This is a genomic window from Rhodococcus sp. NBC_00297 (assembly GCF_036173065.1).
Lineage (GTDB): Bacteria > Actinomycetota > Actinomycetes > Mycobacteriales > Mycobacteriaceae > Rhodococcoides.
In genome coordinates this window covers 4,335,671-4,353,482 of sequence record NZ_CP108041.1, presented here as the reverse complement: position 1 = coordinate 4,353,482, position 17,812 = coordinate 4,335,671, and the positions used below count along the sequence as shown (strand labels likewise).

19 protein-coding genes are annotated in these 17,812 nt (G+C 69.6%); 9 read left to right on the top strand and 10 right to left on the bottom strand.

Annotation, left to right across the window (positions count from 1 at the left end):
• Positions 1-27: 27 nt before the first annotated feature.
• Complete coding sequence (locus OG947_RS20545; protein ID WP_328812758.1) at positions 28-1,320, bottom strand: serine hydrolase domain-containing protein; 1,293 nt, start codon at positions 1,318-1,320, stop codon at positions 28-30.
• Entirely contained in the window at positions 1,317-2,900 is a 1,584-nt protein-coding gene (locus tag OG947_RS20540) for a serine hydrolase (protein WP_328812757.1), read from the bottom strand. The genes OG947_RS20545 and OG947_RS20540 overlap by 4 nt, the downstream gene beginning before the upstream one ends.
• Before the next feature lie 205 nt (positions 2,901-3,105).
• Between OG947_RS20540 and OG947_RS20535 the strand changes: the two genes are divergently transcribed.
• Entirely contained in the window at positions 3,106-3,321 is a 216-nt protein-coding gene (locus OG947_RS20535; RefSeq protein ID WP_328812756.1) for a DUF2945 domain-containing protein, read from the top strand.
• A 5-nt stretch (positions 3,322-3,326) separates the two neighbouring features.
• Here the strand turns inward: OG947_RS20535 and OG947_RS20530 are convergent, their stop codons facing one another.
• From OG947_RS20530 to OG947_RS20520, 3 genes are all read right to left on the bottom strand, one after another.
• On the bottom strand, positions 3,327-4,295 hold the full coding sequence (locus tag OG947_RS20530) for a GGDEF domain-containing protein (protein WP_328812754.1): 969 nt from the start codon (positions 4,293-4,295) through the stop codon (positions 3,327-3,329).
• A gap of 46 nt (positions 4,296-4,341) precedes the next feature.
• Positions 4,342-5,529, bottom strand: coding sequence for an aminotransferase-like domain-containing protein (locus OG947_RS20525; RefSeq protein ID WP_328812753.1), 1,188 nt, complete (start codon positions 5,527-5,529; stop codon positions 4,342-4,344).
• Positions 5,530-5,705: 176 nt separating this feature from the next.
• Entirely contained in the window at positions 5,706-7,109 is a 1,404-nt protein-coding gene (locus OG947_RS20520; protein ID WP_027503701.1) for an NAD(P)H-quinone dehydrogenase, read from the bottom strand.
• A 161-nt stretch (positions 7,110-7,270) separates the two neighbouring features.
• Here OG947_RS20520 and OG947_RS20515 point away from each other — a divergent pair, with 161 nt between their 5' ends.
• Positions 7,271-7,738: a gamma-glutamylcyclotransferase gene (locus OG947_RS20515; protein WP_027503702.1), complete on the top strand. Its 468-nt coding sequence runs from the start codon at positions 7,271-7,273 to the stop codon at positions 7,736-7,738.
• Positions 7,739-7,775: 37 nt separating this feature from the next.
• Here OG947_RS20515 and OG947_RS20510 read toward each other — a convergent pair whose 3' ends face one another.
• From OG947_RS20510 to OG947_RS20500, 3 genes are read right to left on the bottom strand one after another with little or no spacing between them, the layout of a single operon-like run.
• Positions 7,776-8,942, bottom strand: coding sequence for a M20 family metallopeptidase (locus OG947_RS20510; RefSeq protein WP_027503703.1), 1,167 nt, complete (start codon positions 8,940-8,942; stop codon positions 7,776-7,778).
• Positions 8,939-10,111: a M20 family metallopeptidase gene (locus tag OG947_RS20505; protein ID WP_222627186.1), complete on the bottom strand. Its 1,173-nt coding sequence runs from the start codon at positions 10,109-10,111 to the stop codon at positions 8,939-8,941. The genes OG947_RS20510 and OG947_RS20505 overlap by 4 nt, the downstream gene beginning before the upstream one ends.
• Before the next feature lie 13 nt (positions 10,112-10,124).
• Positions 10,125-10,826, bottom strand: a complete 702-nt coding sequence (locus OG947_RS20500) for an enoyl-CoA hydratase/isomerase family protein (RefSeq protein WP_222627188.1) — start codon at positions 10,824-10,826, stop codon at positions 10,125-10,127.
• Positions 10,827-10,915: 89 nt separating this feature from the next.
• On the opposite strand from OG947_RS20500, the gene OG947_RS20495 reads away from it, so the two are divergent.
• The 3 genes from OG947_RS20495 to OG947_RS20485 are packed head-to-tail and all read left to right on the top strand — an operon-like array spanning position 10,916 to position 13,573.
• On the top strand, positions 10,916-11,068 hold the full coding sequence (locus tag OG947_RS20495) for a hypothetical protein (protein WP_328812750.1): 153 nt from the start codon (positions 10,916-10,918) through the stop codon (positions 11,066-11,068).
• A gap of 58 nt (positions 11,069-11,126) precedes the next feature.
• Positions 11,127-11,972, top strand: a complete 846-nt coding sequence (locus OG947_RS20490) for a purine-nucleoside phosphorylase (protein WP_328812749.1) — start codon at positions 11,127-11,129, stop codon at positions 11,970-11,972.
• Entirely contained in the window at positions 11,969-13,573 is a 1,605-nt protein-coding gene (locus OG947_RS20485) for a phospho-sugar mutase (RefSeq protein ID WP_328812748.1), read from the top strand. The genes OG947_RS20490 and OG947_RS20485 overlap by 4 nt, the downstream gene beginning before the upstream one ends.
• On the opposite strand, the gene upp is transcribed toward OG947_RS20485, so the two are convergent.
• On the bottom strand, positions 13,570-14,193 hold the full coding sequence (upp, locus tag OG947_RS20480) for a uracil phosphoribosyltransferase (protein WP_027503708.1): 624 nt from the start codon (positions 14,191-14,193) through the stop codon (positions 13,570-13,572). The genes OG947_RS20485 and upp overlap by 4 nt on opposite strands.
• Before the next feature lie 148 nt (positions 14,194-14,341).
• Between upp and OG947_RS20475 the strand changes: the two genes are divergently transcribed.
• From OG947_RS20475 to OG947_RS20460, 4 genes are read left to right on the top strand one after another with little or no spacing between them, the layout of a single operon-like run.
• Positions 14,342-14,665 carry a hypothetical protein gene (locus OG947_RS20475; protein ID WP_222647908.1) on the top strand — a complete coding sequence of 108 codons (324 nt, stop codon included), beginning with the start codon at positions 14,342-14,344 and terminating at the stop codon, positions 14,663-14,665.
• On the top strand, positions 14,662-15,657 hold the full coding sequence (locus OG947_RS20470; RefSeq protein ID WP_328812747.1) for a C40 family peptidase: 996 nt from the start codon (positions 14,662-14,664) through the stop codon (positions 15,655-15,657). Before OG947_RS20475 ends, OG947_RS20470 begins: the two co-directional genes overlap by 4 nt.
• Positions 15,654-16,169, top strand: a complete 516-nt coding sequence (locus OG947_RS20465; RefSeq protein WP_328812746.1) for a hypothetical protein — start codon at positions 15,654-15,656, stop codon at positions 16,167-16,169. The genes OG947_RS20470 and OG947_RS20465 overlap by 4 nt, the downstream gene beginning before the upstream one ends.
• A gap of 10 nt (positions 16,170-16,179) precedes the next feature.
• Positions 16,180-17,454 carry a primosomal protein gene (locus OG947_RS20460; RefSeq protein WP_328812745.1) on the top strand — a complete coding sequence of 425 codons (1,275 nt, stop codon included), beginning with the start codon at positions 16,180-16,182 and terminating at the stop codon, positions 17,452-17,454.
• Between the two features lie 15 nt (positions 17,455-17,469).
• Here the strand turns inward: OG947_RS20460 and OG947_RS20455 are convergent, their stop codons facing one another.
• Complete coding sequence (locus OG947_RS20455; RefSeq protein ID WP_027503713.1) at positions 17,470-17,811, bottom strand: DUF2200 domain-containing protein; 342 nt, start codon at positions 17,809-17,811, stop codon at positions 17,470-17,472.
• Position 17,812 lies beyond the last annotated feature (1 nt).

Genomic DNA, 17,812 nt, shown 5'->3' with positions numbered 1-17,812 from the left:
CTCTGGATTTCTCCCCCGGCAGCGAGCCTACTTGCCGGTGTCCTCCGCCACCTCGTCGATGTCGTCCGCTGTGTCCTCGGCGGAATCCTGCGGGTAGAGAGCCTTCGCCACGGAGAGGGCCAGCGCCGCCGCCGGCGCACTCCCGTCCGTCCCGGGCGCCATGTTCGCCCAGACCACCATGGTCATGTCGTTGTCCGGGTCGTACCCCATGAAGGAGTTGTACCCGGGCATCTCGCCGATGTGGCCGAACATCGGTCCCATCTGCGCGAGCCCGTAGCCGTACCCGGCAGAGGACGGGTTGTCGGGGTCGGTCGGCTGCACACTGTCCATCCGCAACGTCTGGGTGTCCGCGTCGAGCAGGTCGCCCTTGACCAGCGCCCGGACCCACGTGGCCAGATCGTTCGCCGTCGAGATGCCCTGACCGGCCGAACTCGTCCACGACGGGTTGTCGTTCGTGGTGTCCCTCGGCTGGACCGAGCCGGCGTCGATCGCAGCGATCCGGTCCGGGGACAGCGCTTCCTTGCCCTCCCCGAGCGTCTCGACGTTGCCGCTGTAGCTGTACCCGCGGGTGAACGGCGCCGGGATGCTCGTATCGGTGGTGGCGGGATACGACGTCCCCGCCAGCGCCAGCGGACCGAAGAGCCTGTCCTGGAAGATCTGAGCGATGGGCTTGCCGTCGAGCTTCTCGGCGATCAGTCCGAGCAGCACCGTGTTGGTGTTGGAGTAGCTGTAGCCCTCTCCCGGTGGGAAGTTCGGCGGGTTGCTCAGCCCCAGTGCGACAAGCTCCTCGGCGGTCCACACCCGGCCGGGATCGGTGTCGAGTGCCTCGTTGAGCTCCACGGTCTGGGTGTAGCTGTAGAGCCCACTGCGCATGTCGAGCAATTGCCCGATCGTGATGGCATCGCCGTTCGGCACATCGGGTCGGAACGTGCTCACCGGATCGTCGACGGACAGCAACCCCTCCTGGACCATCTGCAGGATGACCGTGCCCGTCCACGTCTTCGTGTTCGACCCGATCCGCACCTTGGTGTCGAGCGTCGGGGCCTCCGACCGATCGGCCGCCACCGACCCCCAGGTCTTGACGTACTCACCGTCCGGCGTGGTGATCAGCACGACCATGCCGATCTCCCGCGACGTCGTGGCGACGTCCTCGACCATCGCGTCGAGAGCTGCGGGATCGAGTGGCAGGAGAGCCGATTCGGTCGCTGACGACGTGACCGGTGCCGGCGCCTCACCGCTGCCGGACGAGCAACCCGCGACGAAGATCAAGGCAGAGGCCGTCGCGATACCGACGGAACGGGAGACAGTGCGAACAGTCATGAGCGTGTGAACCTTCCGAGTCCCTGCTTGTCGAGGTATTCGACCGCGAACGAGGCGGGAGCACCGTTCACGATCTCGAACGTGACTCCTGTCGGTCCGACCGCGTTCTCGCCGGACGTCTCGAACCAGTAGGTGTCACCGTCGTAGTGGGTCAGGGGGTACGTCAGCCGGCCGTCTTTTCCGACGGTGAGCGTGAGCCGATCACCGTCCGCCGAGACCCGAGCCGGTCCGTGGAACGGGCTGTCGAACGTTCCGACGTACTCGGTCGCGGGACGAGCAGGGGTCACCGAGGCCGGCGGCGTCGCGTAGTCGATCGGCGACGCCTCCTCCTCTGCGATCCCGTCGAAGATCCCGGCGATCAACGGTGCCCAATCGACGGTCTGCCGACCGTTCCTCACCTGGTCCATGAACTGCGCGGCAACAGTTTCCGAGCCCCCGACCGGTGCCGAGTTGGACAGGACGACGATGCCCAGCTGTTCACTCGGCAACATGAACACCGTGGTGCTCGCCCCGAGGGCGAACGCTCCGGAATGCGACAGCTCGACGCGCCCCTTGTCGTCCGTGCCCACGTTGAACCCCAACCCGTAGAACGAGTCTCGCGCGCCCTCCGTCCCGGACGCGCCCGACAGGGAGTGCGAGGTGTGCGTGTACTGCAGTGCGTCCGCGTCGACGATGCGACGTCCCTCGAACTCTCCCCCGCCGAGTTCCATGCGGATCCACTTCGTCATGTCGTCGACGGACGAACTCGCTCCGCCGGCAGGTGACTGGTTGTCGGGCTCGCGGACGTACTTCGCTTCCCACTCGGTGGTCGAACCCTCGGCGAGCACGTGGTTCACCGCATGGTTGGGCGAGTTCGCCCAGTCCTCGAATCGTGACGAGGTGTCGGCCATGCCGAGGGGCTCGTAGATGCGACGACGAGACAGCTCGGGCCAGTCGGTGCCCTGCGCCTTGGCCGCGGCGTTGCCGGCGGCGGTGAACCCGAAGTTCGTGTACGCGTAGCTGTCCCGGAACGACGCCAGCGGGAGCTGGTCGAGGCGGCCCATGATGTCGTCGTAGTCGTAGCCGAAGTCCTCGAGCACGTCACCGGCGTGATCGGGCAGACCCGATCGGTGCGAGAGCAGATCGACGAACGTCGCGTGCTCGCTCACATACGGATCCGCCACCGCGAACTCCGGCTCGTACCGTCGGACAGGATCGGCCCAGTCGACCGCTCCGTCTCCGACCGAGGCAGCGATGACGCTCGACGCGACCGGCTTGGACACCGACGCGAGCTGGAACCGGGTGTGGGTGTCGACGGGCTCGTCGGTGCCGACCTTCCGGACTCCGAAACCCCGCGAGTACAGCACCTCGTCCTGGTACACGACGGCAGCCGCGACTCCCGGCGTCCCGGTCCGCGCCATCATCGCCTCGACGTACCCGTCGAGATCGCCGACGGCCGCGTCGACGTCCGCGCGGTCGATCTGGGCGGCAGGGACGGTCGGCGGGCTGTCCGCGAGTGGCTCCGGCGACGCCTCCTCCGAGCTGCATCCCGCTGCCACCAAGGCCAGCGTCAGTATCGTCGCAGCAATTCTCGCGGCCATCTCGTCTTCCCCGTTCGACGTGCCGAGTCCCCGTCCCACGAACATGGGCTGGAGACCGATCGGTTCGAGACCCTACGCCGACTGTGTACTTTGCACCATGCAAGTTGCACTATCGACCACCGGACGGTCGTGTGTGCCGACAGCACTTCTCGGGTATGAGCCCCACACCGGACAAGAGGAATCGGCAGACGGAAGGAACCGGCACGTGTCGAAGGACGAGTTCAGCAAGGGCGACAAGGTCGAGTGGAGGACGCACGGCACCACGACCGAAGGCGAGGTGGTCGAGAAGATCACCTCCGAGACCGAAGCCGGTGGGCGCACGGTCAAGGCGTCGAAGGACGACCCGCAGTACCGAGTGGAGAGTGACAAGTCCGGCAAGGACGCGGTGCACAAGCCCTCCGCGCTCGATCCGAAGGACTGACCCACTCACGCCTGCTCGTCGACGCCGGCTTTCCTCCGCTTCACCTGGTAGAGGTCGGCGTCGGCGCGTGCGAGAACGTCCGACGCCGGCTCGCCGGGGAACGCGGACGACGCGCACCCGACGCTGACGTGGGGGAAGGCAGCGGCGGTCGCGTCGACGAAGGCACGGCTCACGGTCGGAGACGCTCCGTGCACGAGTGCCGCGAACTCGTCGCCGCCCAGTCTCGCGATCACCGTCCCCGGTGGTGCCAGATCGGACCAGGAGCGAGCAAGTGAGATCAACAATCGGTCGCCCGCGGGATGACCGGACGTGTCGTTGATGGCTTTGAAGCCGTCGACGTCCAGCGCGACGACGGTGATCGACGACGTCGTCACCTCGCTGACGGCCATCTCCCACCCCGCCCGGTTCCGCACACCGGTGAGCGGATCCGTGTGGGACGCGTCGATGAGCGCCCTGGTCACCGATCCGAACGCCTCGGCCGCTCCGACGATCGCGACCACGAAGACCAGGTAGCTGATGGGATACAGCGTCGCGGGGGATGCCGCCGCGGCACCACACACGGCCACCACCAGCACGACCACGAGAACGAGTGCCACCGTCCGTCCATGGAAGGCCCGGATGTACATGGCCAGGAACATCACCGCGATGAGGCACATGAACTGCGACGCGGCGAGGACGTGAAAGGCCATGACGGCGGGCGTCGCGATCAGGGCGGCGCCCACCGCGATGCCGAGAGCGGTGCGTCCGCGCGGTCGGACCGCCAGGACGAGCAGCGCTGCCACGCCGAGGACGACAGCCACCACGCCGCCCGCCACCGGTGACGTCACCCGGTCGCCGTGCGGCAGCAGCGAGACGGTCACCCCCACCGCATAGAGGCAGGTGGTCACCAGCAGATACTGGCGCAGCAGGCGGGTGCGGAGTTGGGCGGTTCCGTGCCGAACACTCGGTGGCTGGACGCCGTCGACGGACCGCATGCCGACACGATGCCAGGTCCGGCGGGAGTCGGAAAACCGGAGGCGACTACCGCGCGACGTGCGCAGTGGCGAGACGTCGCACGGCCTCCCGCAGCTCGTCGTCGGTCGACGTCGCGAAGCAGACGCGCAACGCGGTACCGAGTTCGTCGCCACCGGCCGGATCGAAGGCGCGACCGGGAACGTACGCGACGCCGCGGTCCAGCGCTGCCGGCAGCAGCGCCGACGTGTCCGTGCCGTCGGTGAACTGCACCCACAGGAACATCCCGCCACGGGCCGCATCGACCTCGATCGCCGAACCGAGTTCGCTCCGCAGTGCTCCGACCAACACCTCCGCCCGTGCCGAGTAGACCGCACGCACGTCGTCCAGGTGTTGTCGCAACCACGGCTCGTCGGCGATCAGGTCCGCCGCGACCAGCTGCGTCAACGACGACCCGCACAGATCGGCGCTCTGCTTGATCCGCTCCACGGCGTCGCACACCGGTCGGGCCGCGGTGAGCCACCCGACGCGCAACGACGGTGCGAGGATCTTGGACGCCGAGCCCAGACGGATCACCCGATCGGACGCGATGGGGCCCGGCGGGGGTGCGTCGAACCACACGTCGCCGTAGGGATCGTCGTCGACGACCCAGAAGCCGTACCGTTCCGCGAGGTCGACGAGGGCGCGGCGACGCCCGACCGACAGCACTCCCCCGCGAGGATTGTGGAAGTTGCTGACGGTGTGCACGGCGCGAGGGCGCACTCCTGACTCGAGCAGCCGCGCGAGGGCATCGGTGTCGGTGCCGTCCGCATCGACCGGGACCGACTCGATGCGGGCACCGACGGCCTGGAACGCTTGCAGCGCACCGGGATACACCGGTCGATCGACCACGACGACGTCGCCGGGATCGACCAGCACGGACGCGAGCAGGCTGAGCGCCTGCTGGGAGCCGTGCGTCACCACCACCGAGGTGGACGGCACCTCGTCCCGAACGAGCGCCGACTCCCGCGCCGCGATGACGTCTCGGAGCCGCCGCACCCCCGTGGTCTCCGCGTACTGCAGGGCGGCGGTGGAGCCACTCAGTATCCGATGCGTGACGTCACGAATGGTGCTGTGCGGCATGACGTCCGACGAGGGCAGACCGCCCGCGAGGGACAGAATGTCAGGCCGCGCGGTCAGCGTGAGCAGGTCACGAATCGCCGATCCGGTGATCGCCGAGGCGCGGACGGACAGGGGTGGCAGAACAGAGGACGACATGGATTCTCCGAGCATCGTGGGACACGAGGCGTCGCGGCGCGCTCACCGGGGTGGGCTCGGAGTCGGTCGTGACGAGAACGGTGCCGCGGGTGGGGCACCGTTCTCGAAGCGTAGCGCGGTGACTCACACAGTGGAACCACTGTCTCACAGTGTGGGATCACGGTCGAGCGAGGGTGTCAGTCCAGATCGTCGTGGCGCATGAGCTGACGCGCCGCCTCGGTGATCGATCCGGTGAGAGACGGGTAGACCGAGAAGGTGGCGGCGAGATCGTTCACCGTCAGGTTGTTCTGCACAGCGATGGCGATGGGGAGAATCAGCTCGGACGCGGTGGGAGCGACGACCACTCCGCCGATGACCACACCCGTCGCGGGACGGCAGAAGATCTTGACGAAGCCGCGACGCAGGCCGGACATCTTGGCGCGGGGGTTCGTGTTCAGCGGCAGCATGACCGTGCGCGCTGGGACGTCCCCGTTGTCGATGGCGGACTGGCCGACACCCACCGTGGCGATCTCGGGTCGCGTGAACACGGCGGAGGCGACCGTCTTGAGCTTGATGGGGCTGACGCCCTCGCCCAGCGCGTGGTACATCGCGATGCGGCCCTGCATGGCGGCGACGGAGGCCAGTGGCAGCAGGCCCGTGCAGTCGCCCGCCGCGTAGATGCCGGGCACGCGGGTACGCGAGACCCGGTCCACGCGAAGGTAACCGCCGCGGTCGAGCTCGATGCCGACGCTCTCGAGGCCGAGGTTCTGCGTGTTCGGGACGGAGCCGACCGTCATCAGCGCATGCGAACCCTCGACGGTCTTGCCGTCGGACATCGTCACGACTATGCCGTCGGCGGTGCGGGTCACCGAGTCCGCGCGTGCGTTCTTGATCAACGTGACACCACGCTCGGACAGGACGTCCTCGAGCACGAGTGCCGCGTCGGCGTCCTCACCGGGAAGGACGCGGTCGCGACTGGACACGACGGTGACCTTGACGCCCATCTCGGTGTACGCGGAGACGAACTCGGCTCCGGTCACGCCGGACCCGACCACGATGAGGTGGGTGGGCAGGGAGTCGAGGTCGTAGAGCTGACGCCAGGTCAGAATGCGCTCACCGTCGGGCTCGGCACCGGGCAGGATGCGCGGGCTCGCACCGGTCGCGATGAGCACGACCTCGGCGTCGATCTCCTGCGTCGACCCGTCCGCCAGGGTGGCCTCCACCTGGTGGGCGGCCAGGCCGGGCTGCGTGTCCACCACCTTCGCCGTTCCCGACAGCACGGTCACGCCGACCGTCTGCAGACGGGCGCGGATATCGGAGGATTGAGCCTGCGCAAGGGATTTCACGCGGTTGTGGATCTGCGGCAGGTCGATGGTGGCCGAGGTCGGGTCGAGCTCGATACCGAGGTCGGACGCGCGACGCATGTCGGTGCGGATGCCGGTCGAGGCGATGAAGGTCTTGGACGGAACACAGTCCCAGAGGACGCAGGCGCCGCCCACTCCGTCGGAGTCGATGAGCGTCACCGTCCCGCCGTGCTGGGAGGCGACCAGAGCGGCCTCGTATCCGGCCGGTCCGCCTCCGATGATCACGATGCGGGTCATTCGTCCTCCGTTGCGGGTTTTCGGGAGAGTCCTGGCGAGTGAGGGTTGCTCACAGCATCAAACCTATTCCACGGGGTGCCGCGGCTGCACGTCAGGCCGAGCCCATATCGGTGGGCACCTCGATCCGCGCGAATCGGGTACGACGGTTTAGGCTGACCGCCGTGCCGATCTATGCCGCTTACGGCTCCAACATGCACCCCGAGCAGATGCTCGAGCGGTGCCCCCACTCCCCTGCGGCCGGAACCGGGTGGTTGCCGGGGTGGCGTCTGACCTTCGGCGGCGGCGACATCGGCTGGGAGGGCGCGCTCGCGACCGTCGTGGAGGACCCCGACTCGAAGGTGTTCGTCGTGCTCTACGACGTCTCACCGGAGGACGAGGAGAGCCTCGACCGGTGGGAGGGTTCCGAGCTCGGCATCCACCGCAAGATCCGCCTCCGCGTCGAGACGGACGACGAACCCGTCCTGGCGTGGCTCTACGTGCTCGACGCCTACGAGGGTGGGCTGCCCTCGGCGCGCTATCTCGGCGTCATGGCCGAGGCTGCGGAGATCGCCGGCGCCCCGGCCGACTACGTGCGCGACCTGCGCACCCGCAACAGCCGCAACGTCGGCCCCGGGACCTCGTCGCTCTGATCCTCGGGCAGCTCTGATTCTCGGGCAGCTCTGATTCTCAGGCGACGGGGTCGTCTCCCAGTCCCAGCGCCAGTGCCGTCATCGTGCGGACACCGACGGCCAGCGCACGCTCGTCCAGGTCGAACGTCGGCTGATGGATGTCGAGCTGGGGTCCGACGCCCGACCACACGCCGAGACGCGCCATCGCGCCCGGCACGTGCTCCAGGTACCACGAGAAATCCTCGCCGCCGCCGGACTGTGCGGTGTCGGCCAGGGCATCCGGGCCCAGCGAGCGGATGGCCGCCTCGAAGCGCCGGGTGGCGTGTTCGTCGTTGACCACCGGCGGCACGCCGCGGCGGTAGTGCACCTCGTACTTCACGCCGGTGGGCGCGAGCACGCCGGCGACGATCTCCTGCACCAGCGGCTCGAGCAGTGCCCACGTCTCGTGGTCGCCCGTCCGGACCGTGCCCGTGAGCATCCCCTTCTGCGGGATGGCGTTCGGAGCCTGACCTGCGACGACGGCGCCCCACACCATGACGGTGCTGGTACGCGGGTCGACGCGGCGGCTCAGCAGTCCCGGCAGACCGGTGATGACCGTGCCCAGCGCGTACACCAGGTCGGACGTCAGGTGCGGACGGGAGGTGTGTCCGCCGGCCGAGTCCAACCGCAGTTCCACGGTGTCCGCCGCGGAGGTGATCGCGCCCACGCGGATGCCGACGCGTCCGACCTCGAGACGGGGATCGCAGTGCAGCGCGTAGATCTGCGACACGCTCTCCAGCGCGCCCGCGGCCACCATGTCGAGAGCGCCCCCGGGCATGACTTCCTCGGCGGGCTGGAAGATCAGCCGGACGCCGTGCGGCAGCGAGTCGAGTGAGGCCAGCGCCAGCCCGGTCGCCAGCAGAACCGTCGTGTGGGCGTCGTGTCCGCACGCATGGGACACACCCGGGACCGTCGACGAGTACTCGGCGCCGGTGAACTCCGTCAGGGGCAGCGCGTCCATGTCGGCCCGGAGAGCGACGCGCGGACCGGCGGGGCCGATGTCGCAGATGACGCCGCTGCCACTGGGAAGCACCACCGGGGACAGTCCCGCGGCGGTGAGGGTCTCGGCGACGAACTTGGTCGTCTCGAATTCCTGCCTGGCCAGCTCGGGGTGCATGTGGATCCGTCGACGCCACGTCACGAGATCCGCCCCGTGTGCTGCGATCCAGGCGTCGGCCGGATTCATCGTCGTACCGTCCTCTCGTGTGTGCCCTCGACGAGTCGAGAGCGTTGCTGTGGGTCGGTGGCCGCCGCGACGGCCACCCGAGCGAGGGCGCGGGCCCCGTCGACGACGGCGCGGTCGGCCGACTCGGTGATGCACGCCGTGGTGAAACCTGGCTGGTGAGTGACCGCGCCGCCGGAATCGAGACCGATCACCGGATGGATGCCCGGGATCCGCGCGGTGACGTTGCCCATGTCCGTGCTGCCGAACGGGCGCGAGGTCTCGAACTCCTCGGGAACCAGTGCGCGACCGAGAGTGCTTGCGACACGACGGTATTCGGCCACCAGCCAAGGATCGGGAGTGAGTTCGGTGTAGGTCGGGGACACGGTGACGATCTCGTGGGTGCACCCGGTGGCCACCGCTCCGGCCTCGAAGCATCCCCGCGCGCGGCGATCGAGATCGGCGAGTGCCTCCGCAGTGTCCGCGCGCAGGTAGTAGAACATCTCCGCCGATCCGGGGACGATGTTCGGGGCGGTGCCGGCGTGACCGACGATGCCGTGGATCTGCTGACCCGGGCGCAGATGCTGGCGCAACAGGCCGACACCGACCTGCGCGACGGTGACGGCGTCGCCCGCGTTGATGCCCCACTCGGGCGCCGCGGAGGCGTGCGCTTCACGCCCTGCGTATCGAACGGCGATGTCCGACAACGCGAGGGAGCGCGCGGCGGCGATGTCGAACGGACCGGGATGCACCATCATCGCCAGCGAGACGTCGTCGAACACCCCGGCGTCGAGCATGAGAACCTTGCCGCCGCCGGACTCCTCGGCCGGGGTGCCGAGCACCCGGACGGTCAGCCCCAGCTCGTCGGCGACCGACGCGAGGGCCAGCCCCGCACCGACCGCCGACGCCGCGATGATGTTGTGTCCACAGGCGTGGCCGATCTCCGGCAGTGCGTCGTACTCGGCGCACACGGCGACCACCAGCTCGCCCGAACCGTAGGTCGCGTCGAACGCCGTCGGCAGGCCCGCGACACCCCGCCGCACCTCGAATCCGCCACCTGCGAGCAGATCGGCCGTCGCCGCCGACGCGAAGTGCTCCTCGAAGGCCAGCTCCGGACGCGCGTGCACGGCGTGCGACAGGGCGACGAGATCGCCGGTCGCGGCGTCGAGAACGGAATCGAGGGTCGAGGACACGGGACTCAGTGTGTCACTGCCCCAGTGAGAAGGTGCTCTCCGCCGTGGGGACGGACAGCGCGGCGAGGGTGCGCACGTGGATGCTGTCCTTGATGGACGTGAGGTTGGCGCCGCGGGTGGACACCCGTTCGGCCGCCTGCGCCACCGCGGTGGACAGCAGCTCGTCCTCGCCGGCGACGGCCTGCACGATGCCGAACTCGAGGGCGTCCGCGCCGCCGTAGCGACGGCCGGTGGTCATCGCGTCGATCATCGTCCGACTCGGCAGTCGCTCGGCCAGCAGCGTCGACATGCCCTCGGTGAACGGCATGCCGAGGTTCACCTCGGGAAGGCAGAAGAAGCCCCGGTCCGCGCGCATGACGGACGTGTCGTGGCACAGGGCGAGCATCGCGCCGGCGCCGAAGGCATGGCCCTGTACGGCGGCGACCGTGGCCATCGGGAAGCGCAGCAGCCGGGTGTAGACGGTGTGCACCAGGTCGAGGTACTCCGGAATGGAGTCCGCGTGGCTGAACAGGTAGTCGGTGTCCAGGCCGTTCGAGTAGAACTTGCCGCCGCCGACGGTCACCAACGCGGCCGGACCCTCCGACGCCTCGGCCTCGTCGAGGAGCGTGTGCACCTGCTCGATCCACTCCGGGTGGAAGCGGTTCTCCGGATTGACGCCGTCGGCGTGGGCGAGGCTGAGGACGAAGACGTCTCCGTGGCGATCGAGTGAAGGCATGGACGGATGGTACTCGTCGGTAACCAGACCCCGATCGACGCCGGCGACGCTCGGTTGCGCGGGACCGATTTCCGGAGGACCGTGCAGTCATGGCTCTCGCGGCGATCCTCCAGCTCGGTGTGATCGTGCTGCTCGCGGTCCTCTCCGCGATGCTGTTGTTCGTCGGCGCGTTCGGATCGGGCGCCGTGATCGCCTCGGCCGCGTCTGTGTGGTTCTGGCGTCTCTACCGAGCCCACACCTGACACTCCGCCGTCTCGCCTGCCGCAGCGAACACCCGCCCGCGGCGATAGGGTCGGACATGTGAGCACTCCCCCCGTACCGGCCGACTCGGAGAACGCACTCGCCGATCCCGAGACCGATCCCACCGGAGCCGCGGAGGCGGCCGCCGCCGCCCTGGCCCGGATCACCGGCATCGCCGAGCATCCCGTGGCAGTGGTCCTCGGATCCGGGTGGCAGAAGGCCGCGGAGCAGTTCGGCACACCCCAGCACATCGTTCCCATGTCCTCGCTGCCCGGCTTCGCCGCGCCCAAGGCGCTGGGCCACTCCAACGCCATGTGGTCCGTGGACGTCGAGGGCACACAGGTCCTGATCCTGCTCGGGCGCACCCACGCGTACGAGGGACATCATCTCGGCCGCGTGGTCCATCCCGTCCGCACGGCGGCCGCCGCCGGCGCTCGCACCATCGTCCTGACCAACGCGGCGGGCGGCATCCGTGAGGGCATGGCTGTAGGCGATCCCGTGCTGATCTCCGACCACCTCAACCTGACGGCGCGGTCACCGCTGATCGGCGCCCAGTTCGTCGATCTGGTCGACGCGTACTCGGCCGACCTGCGCGAGGTGGCCCGAGGAATCGACCCGAGCCTGACCGACGGCGTCTACGCCGGACTGCCCGGCCCGCACTACGAGACGCCCGCCGAGATCCGCATGCTCCGCACGCTGGGCGCCGACCTCGTCGGCATGTCCACGGTGCACGAGACCATCGCGGCTCGGGGTGCGGGTGCCCGTGTCCTCGGTATCTCGCTGGTGACCAACCTCGCGGCCGGGATGACCGGAGAGCATCTGGACGGCGACGAGGTGATCGCCGCCGGCGCCGCCTCGGCCGAGCGGATGGGAACTCTGCTGCGACGGCTGGTCCCGCAACTGTGACAGAACTCGACGCCGTCGTCCGGCAGTGGATCGAGGACGATCCGGACCCCGCGACGCAGGCGGAACTGCGCGATCTCGACGCGAGTGATCTGGCCTCGCGGTTCGCCGGTGCGCTCACGTTCGGCACCGCGGGTCTCCGCGGACCCGTGCAGGCCGGGCCCAGTGGCATGAACGTCGCCGTCGTCACGAGGGCCACACACGGTGTGGCGCAGTATCTCTCGCGTCGTCACGCGACAGGCTCCGAGGTGGTGGTGGGCCGGGACGCCCGGCACGGCTCCGCGGAGTTCGCCGTCGCCGCGGCCGAGGTCCTGGCCGCGGCGGGCTTCCGCGTCACCCTGCTCCCGGACCCGGCGCCGACCCCGGTGCTCGCGTTCGCCACGAGGTCACGCGGCGCCGTCGCCGGCATTCAGATCACCGCTTCGCACAATCCCGCGGCAGACAACGGCTACAAGGTCTACCTCGACGGCGGCGCCCAGTTGGTGTCGCCCGCCGACCGGGAGATCGAGGAGTTCATCCGGCAGGCGCCGGGTGCGTCCTCGATCGCACGCACCGCCGTCACGCCCACCGCGGACCCCGTGATCGAGCAGTACCTCGACCGGGTGGCACAGCGCGTTCCCGAGCGGCCGTCGCACTCCACCCTCCGTGTGGCACTCACTCCGATGCACGGGGTCGGCGGGCCCGTGGCCGTGGAGGCGTTGCGCCGCAGCGGTGTCACCGACGTCCACATCGTGACGTCGCAGTTCGACGCCGACCCGGACTTTCCCACCGTCACCTTTCCCAACCCCGAGGAGCCGGGCGCGGCGGACCAGGTGCTGGCGCTCGCCGCCGAGGTCGACGCGGCACTGGCCATCGCTCTGGACCCGGACGCGGACCGGTGCGCGATCGGCGTGCGCGGACCGAACGGTGTCCGCTTGCTCACCGGCGACGAGACGGGAGCGGTGATCGCAGACCACATCCTGCGGTCGGCGCCGCCGGGATCACTCGTGGCCAGCACCATCGTGTCGTCGAGCCTGCTCTCGGCGCTCGCGCCGGCCCGCGGTGCCCGCTACCGGCGCACGCTCACCGGCTTCAAGTGGCTCGTGCGCGCCGGCGACGACCTGGTGTACGCCTACGAGGAAGCGATCGGACACTGCGTCGACCCGGACGCGGTGCGAGACAAGGACGGCATCTCGGCGGCCGTGCTGCTCGCACACATCGCGGCCGAGCTGGCCGAGGAAGGACGCACGATCCTCGACGTCCTCGACGATCTCGACCGCGAGTTCGGAGCGCGCGTGGGCACCCAGGTGTCGCGGCGCGTCACCGACCTCTCGGAGATCGGCGACATGATGACGCGCCTGCGTTCCGCCCCACCGACGACGTTGGCGGGTGCGACGGTGGCCGTACGCGACCTGAACACACCCGACGCCGAACTCCGCACCGATGCAGTGGAACTGACCAGCGAACGGTTCCGCGTCATCGTTCGGCCGTCGGGAACCGAACCGAAGCTGAAGGCCTACCTCGAAGTGGTCGAGCCGGTGGCGACGGCGGAGGATCTGGCTCCGGCCAGGACTCGCGCGGCCGACACGCTCGAGTCCCTGGCCGACTTCGCCCGCTCGCTCTAGCGGGGACCGAACTGGCGGTCCCCGGCGTCACCGAGGCCCGGCACGATGTATGCGTTCTCGTTCAGCCCCTCGTCGATGCTCGCGGCGACGAGGCGCACGGGCAGTCCCGACGACGCGAGTGCCTGCACTCCCTCGGGGGCGGCCACGACGCAGATGCACGTGACGTCGTCCGCGCCGCGCTGCACCAGCAGCTCGATGGTGTGGACCATCGACCCGCCCGTGGCGAGCATCGGGTCGAGGACGTACACCGGGTAACCGGCCAGGTCGTCGGGCAGCGATTCCATGTACGGCACCGGCTGATGTGTCTTCTCGTCGCGCGCGATGCCGACAAAGCCCATCCGCGACTGCGGAATCAGCGAACTGGCCTTCTCCACCATGCCCAGGCCCGCGCGCAACACCGGCACCAGCAGCGGCGGCGACTTCAGGCGCGTCCCGGTGGTCACCGCGACCGGCGTCGTGACGTCGAACTCGACCACGGGCGCGTCGCGCAGCGCCTCGTAGACCAGCATCTGCGTCAACTGGCGCAGTGCGGATCGGAACGCGGGGTTGTCCGTCGACTGGTCGCGCATCTGGGTCAGCAGCGCGGACGCGAGGGGGTGGTCGAGTACGCGGGTGTCCATGTCGGGCGTGGTGTTCACCGGGATCACCCTAGTCGGCGATCGGCGCCCACTCCCGGTCGAACGGATCCGCGTGATCGGGGAACCGCGAGCCGCTCCGCACCGTCTGACTTCGAGACGGTGCGAGCACGCGAGTGAACGGTGGACTGCAGTGGCCGAGAGCGGTACGACATTCGACGTCCGAGTGGACGGTCTGCACGACGGTGCCGGTCGTTTGACCGATGCCGCACTCCTCGTGCGGGACGCATCCGCGGCGGCGCGGGCGGCAACGGGCTCCGCGGCGACGCTCGGCCTCGTCGGAGCCGACTTCGGAGTCGCGTTCGCCGGTGCCGCGGCGCGCTACGCCGACGGCCTCGGCGCGCTGTCCGACCTGTTCGAGCACCTCGGGTCGTCCGTGCAGTCCGCAGCGCGGTCCTACGGCGACGGCGACACCGCGCTGTCCGACGTGCTCGTCGGCACCGGTGCACCGCGATGATCGATCTGCTGGCCGCGCCCCTCGAGACTCTGATCCGCTCTCTCGGCACCGGCTGTCCGTCCCCCGACACCGATTCCCTCGACTCGGGCATCGCGTCACTGTCCGACGCCTCGCGACAGGTGACCGACGGAGTCACCGCTCTCTCGGACGCGTGGTCCGGACCCGCGTCCGAGGCCGCTCTCGACCTCACCGTGCGCGGCGCCGCCGCGGCCGGGTCGATGATCGAGCACGCCGGCGCGCTGCAGTCACTCTCCGCCGAGGCGCAGGCGAGCGTCGCGCGTGGGGTCGCCGAGCTGCAGACCATCATGGCCGCTTTCCTCACGGGCGCAGCGGCACTCGCGCCCGCGGCCCTCACTCCCCCGGGACAGACCGCACTCATCGCCCACGCGACGCACCACCTCGACAATGCTCTCGCCGTCCACGCTCGGGTGCGAGCAGAGCTCGATGCCCTGGCCGCCCGCGTCGGCGCACTCGTCGTGCCGGAGGTTCCCGCACTTCCGTCTCTGCCCGCGTCGCCGGACGCGGCTCTCCGCGGGCTGTTCGCGCCGACGGCTCCGGAGCAGCCGGCCGATCCGGCGTCGCCCGGCGCCGACGGGACCGGCACGCTCGTGACGCTTCCCGACGGCAGCACCGCCATGGCGCCCAACGAGCGCGCGGCCGGAGCCGTCCGCTTCGCGCTCGCCCAGCAGGGCACGCCGTACGTGTGGGGCGGCACCACCCCCGGCCAGGGCCTGGACTGCAGCGGACTCACACAGAGCGCGTACGGCACCGCCGGAGTGGACCTGCCGCGGCTCGCGGCCGACCAGGCGGTGGGCAGCCCGGTGAGTGCCGAGGACCTGATGCCGGGCGACCTCGCCGTGTGGGACGGTCACGTCGCGATGGTGGTGGGGAACGGTCAGATGGTGGAGGCGGGCGACCCGGTCAGCGTCAGTGCCGTCCGGACGTCGAACGTCGGCATGAGCTTCCACGGCTTCTACCGGCCGACCGCATGACCGGCGGACACGCCACCTCGCGCGCCGGACGCATCGTGGTGCTGCCGTCCGGCGAGATCGTGGACCTGGAGCTCGAACGTAGGGAGCTCGCCTTCGGGGGTTCCGCGGTGGCTGCCGCGGTGCGGATGCTGCACGGGCTCGCACATCCGGTGGCGCCGGTACCCACGGCGGGCCCTGCCGACGACGAGCTCGTCGAGATCGACTCGTCCGGTTCGGCACGACGCGTGTCCGCCCTGCTGCACCGGACTATCGACGACCTGGCCCGCGTGCGCGGTCGCAACGACAGGGACGACGCGCTCGTCCGGGCCGAGGTGGACGCGCACGGACGTCTGGTCGGCCTCACCGTCGAGGACGACGTCCGGGAGATGCGCTGTCATCGGGTCGAGGCGGCGATCGTCCACGCGGTGAACACAGCCGTTCTGGCCGTCGTTCTCGAGCGTGCCGACATCCACGCCGCCCTGCGTCTGGGGCTCGACACGGCGTCCAGTGAGGACGCCCGGCGGCTGGGATAGGCTCGCGGCCATGGCTGGAGACATCGTCCCGATCGAACTCGGTGTGACTGCCGGCGACCTCGTCACCCTGTGGGCGCCCGAGTGGCGTGAGGACGGCGAGGAGTGGGAGGCCTTCCTCGGTCGCGAGGACGATCTCTACGCGTTCCCGTCGGTGGCCGAGATGGCGGCGTTCATCCGCACCGACACCGACAACGACCTCGTCGACCATCCGCAGTGGCGCACCGTCGTCGCGCTCTCCGCAGCGCACATCGAGCCGGACGACGCCCACGTCTACGACCTCGTGGGCGTTCCGGAGCTCGCCGCGGGGGATCCGGACGAGGACTCCATCATCGAGCTGGCCCGCTCCCTCGAGATGGCACGCACCCTCGGCGAGGTCTGCGAACTGGATGCCGTCACTCGCTTCTTCTCTGCCAATGCGCTTCTCGGAGTGCTGTCCCGCGGTGCCGACGCCTTCGTCGGGCGTGAGGGCTCGCAGCTGTGGAACCGTATCGGTGCCGTCGTGGCGAAGGGGTGGGACGCCGTCCTCGACGCCATCGACACCGTCCTGACCACTCCCGACGTCGATGCCGACGCGACCGCCGTGGCCGATGCGGAGATCACGGCCGCAGCCGAGAACATCGTGGACGCAGAGGATCTGGACGACGAGGACATCGACACGGACGACGACACCTCCTCGGACGACTCCGACGTAGTCGTGGTCCCCGTCGACACCGACGACGAGGACGAGGAGGACGAGACCTTCTGGGGCTCGGTGGGTATCGATCCGGTGCGCATCATCACCTCCGAGGACACCTACTACACACTGCGCTGCTACCTCGACGACGAGCCGCTGTTCCTGGGACGATCAGGCGCGATCTTCGTGTTCGGAAGTGAGCGCGCGCTCGCCCGCTACCTGGCCGACGATCACGACCACGACCTCACGACGGTCAGCACGTACGACGACGTGCGTACCGCGGCCGTCGACGGTTCTCTCGACGTGCAGGTGACCGACGAGAACGTGTACGTGCTGCCCGGGCTCGCCGACGACCTGGCCCGCGGGCCGGAATCCGTCGACGCCGATCAGCTCGATCTCGCCGTCGAACTGTTCACCGACGCAGCCGACTACGCCAAGGACGCGTCCGTCGAGGAGGCACTGGCGCCGGCCACTCCCCTCGGCTGGCTCATCTCCTACATCCTCGAGCCGGTGGACGGACGCATGGCCCCGAGTGCTCCGTTCGACGCGGAGGCGGAGTCGTGGCGCGCCCTCGAGCGCGAGTTCGAGACCCGGTTGCGTCCGACCACCTGACGGTCGGCGCGCGGATCAGGCGCGGAGGATCTTCGCCATCGGTCGCCCCTTGGCGAGCTCGTCGACGAGCTTGTCGAGGCGACGGATGTTCTGCATCAGCGGGTCCTCCACCGACTCCACCCGCACCCCACACACCGACCCCGTGATGAGCGGCGCGTTCGGGTTCAGCTGCGCGGCCTCGAAGAAGTCGAGGAACGTCGTGTCCGCCGAGAGGTGCTGCGCCAACTCGGCGTCGTCGAAGCCCGTGAGCCAGCGGACGACCTCGTCGAGCTCGTCCTTCGTCCGACCCTTGCGCTCCACCTTGGTGACGTAGTGCGGGTACACGGACGAGACGGGGGTGGTGAAGATGCGGTGCACG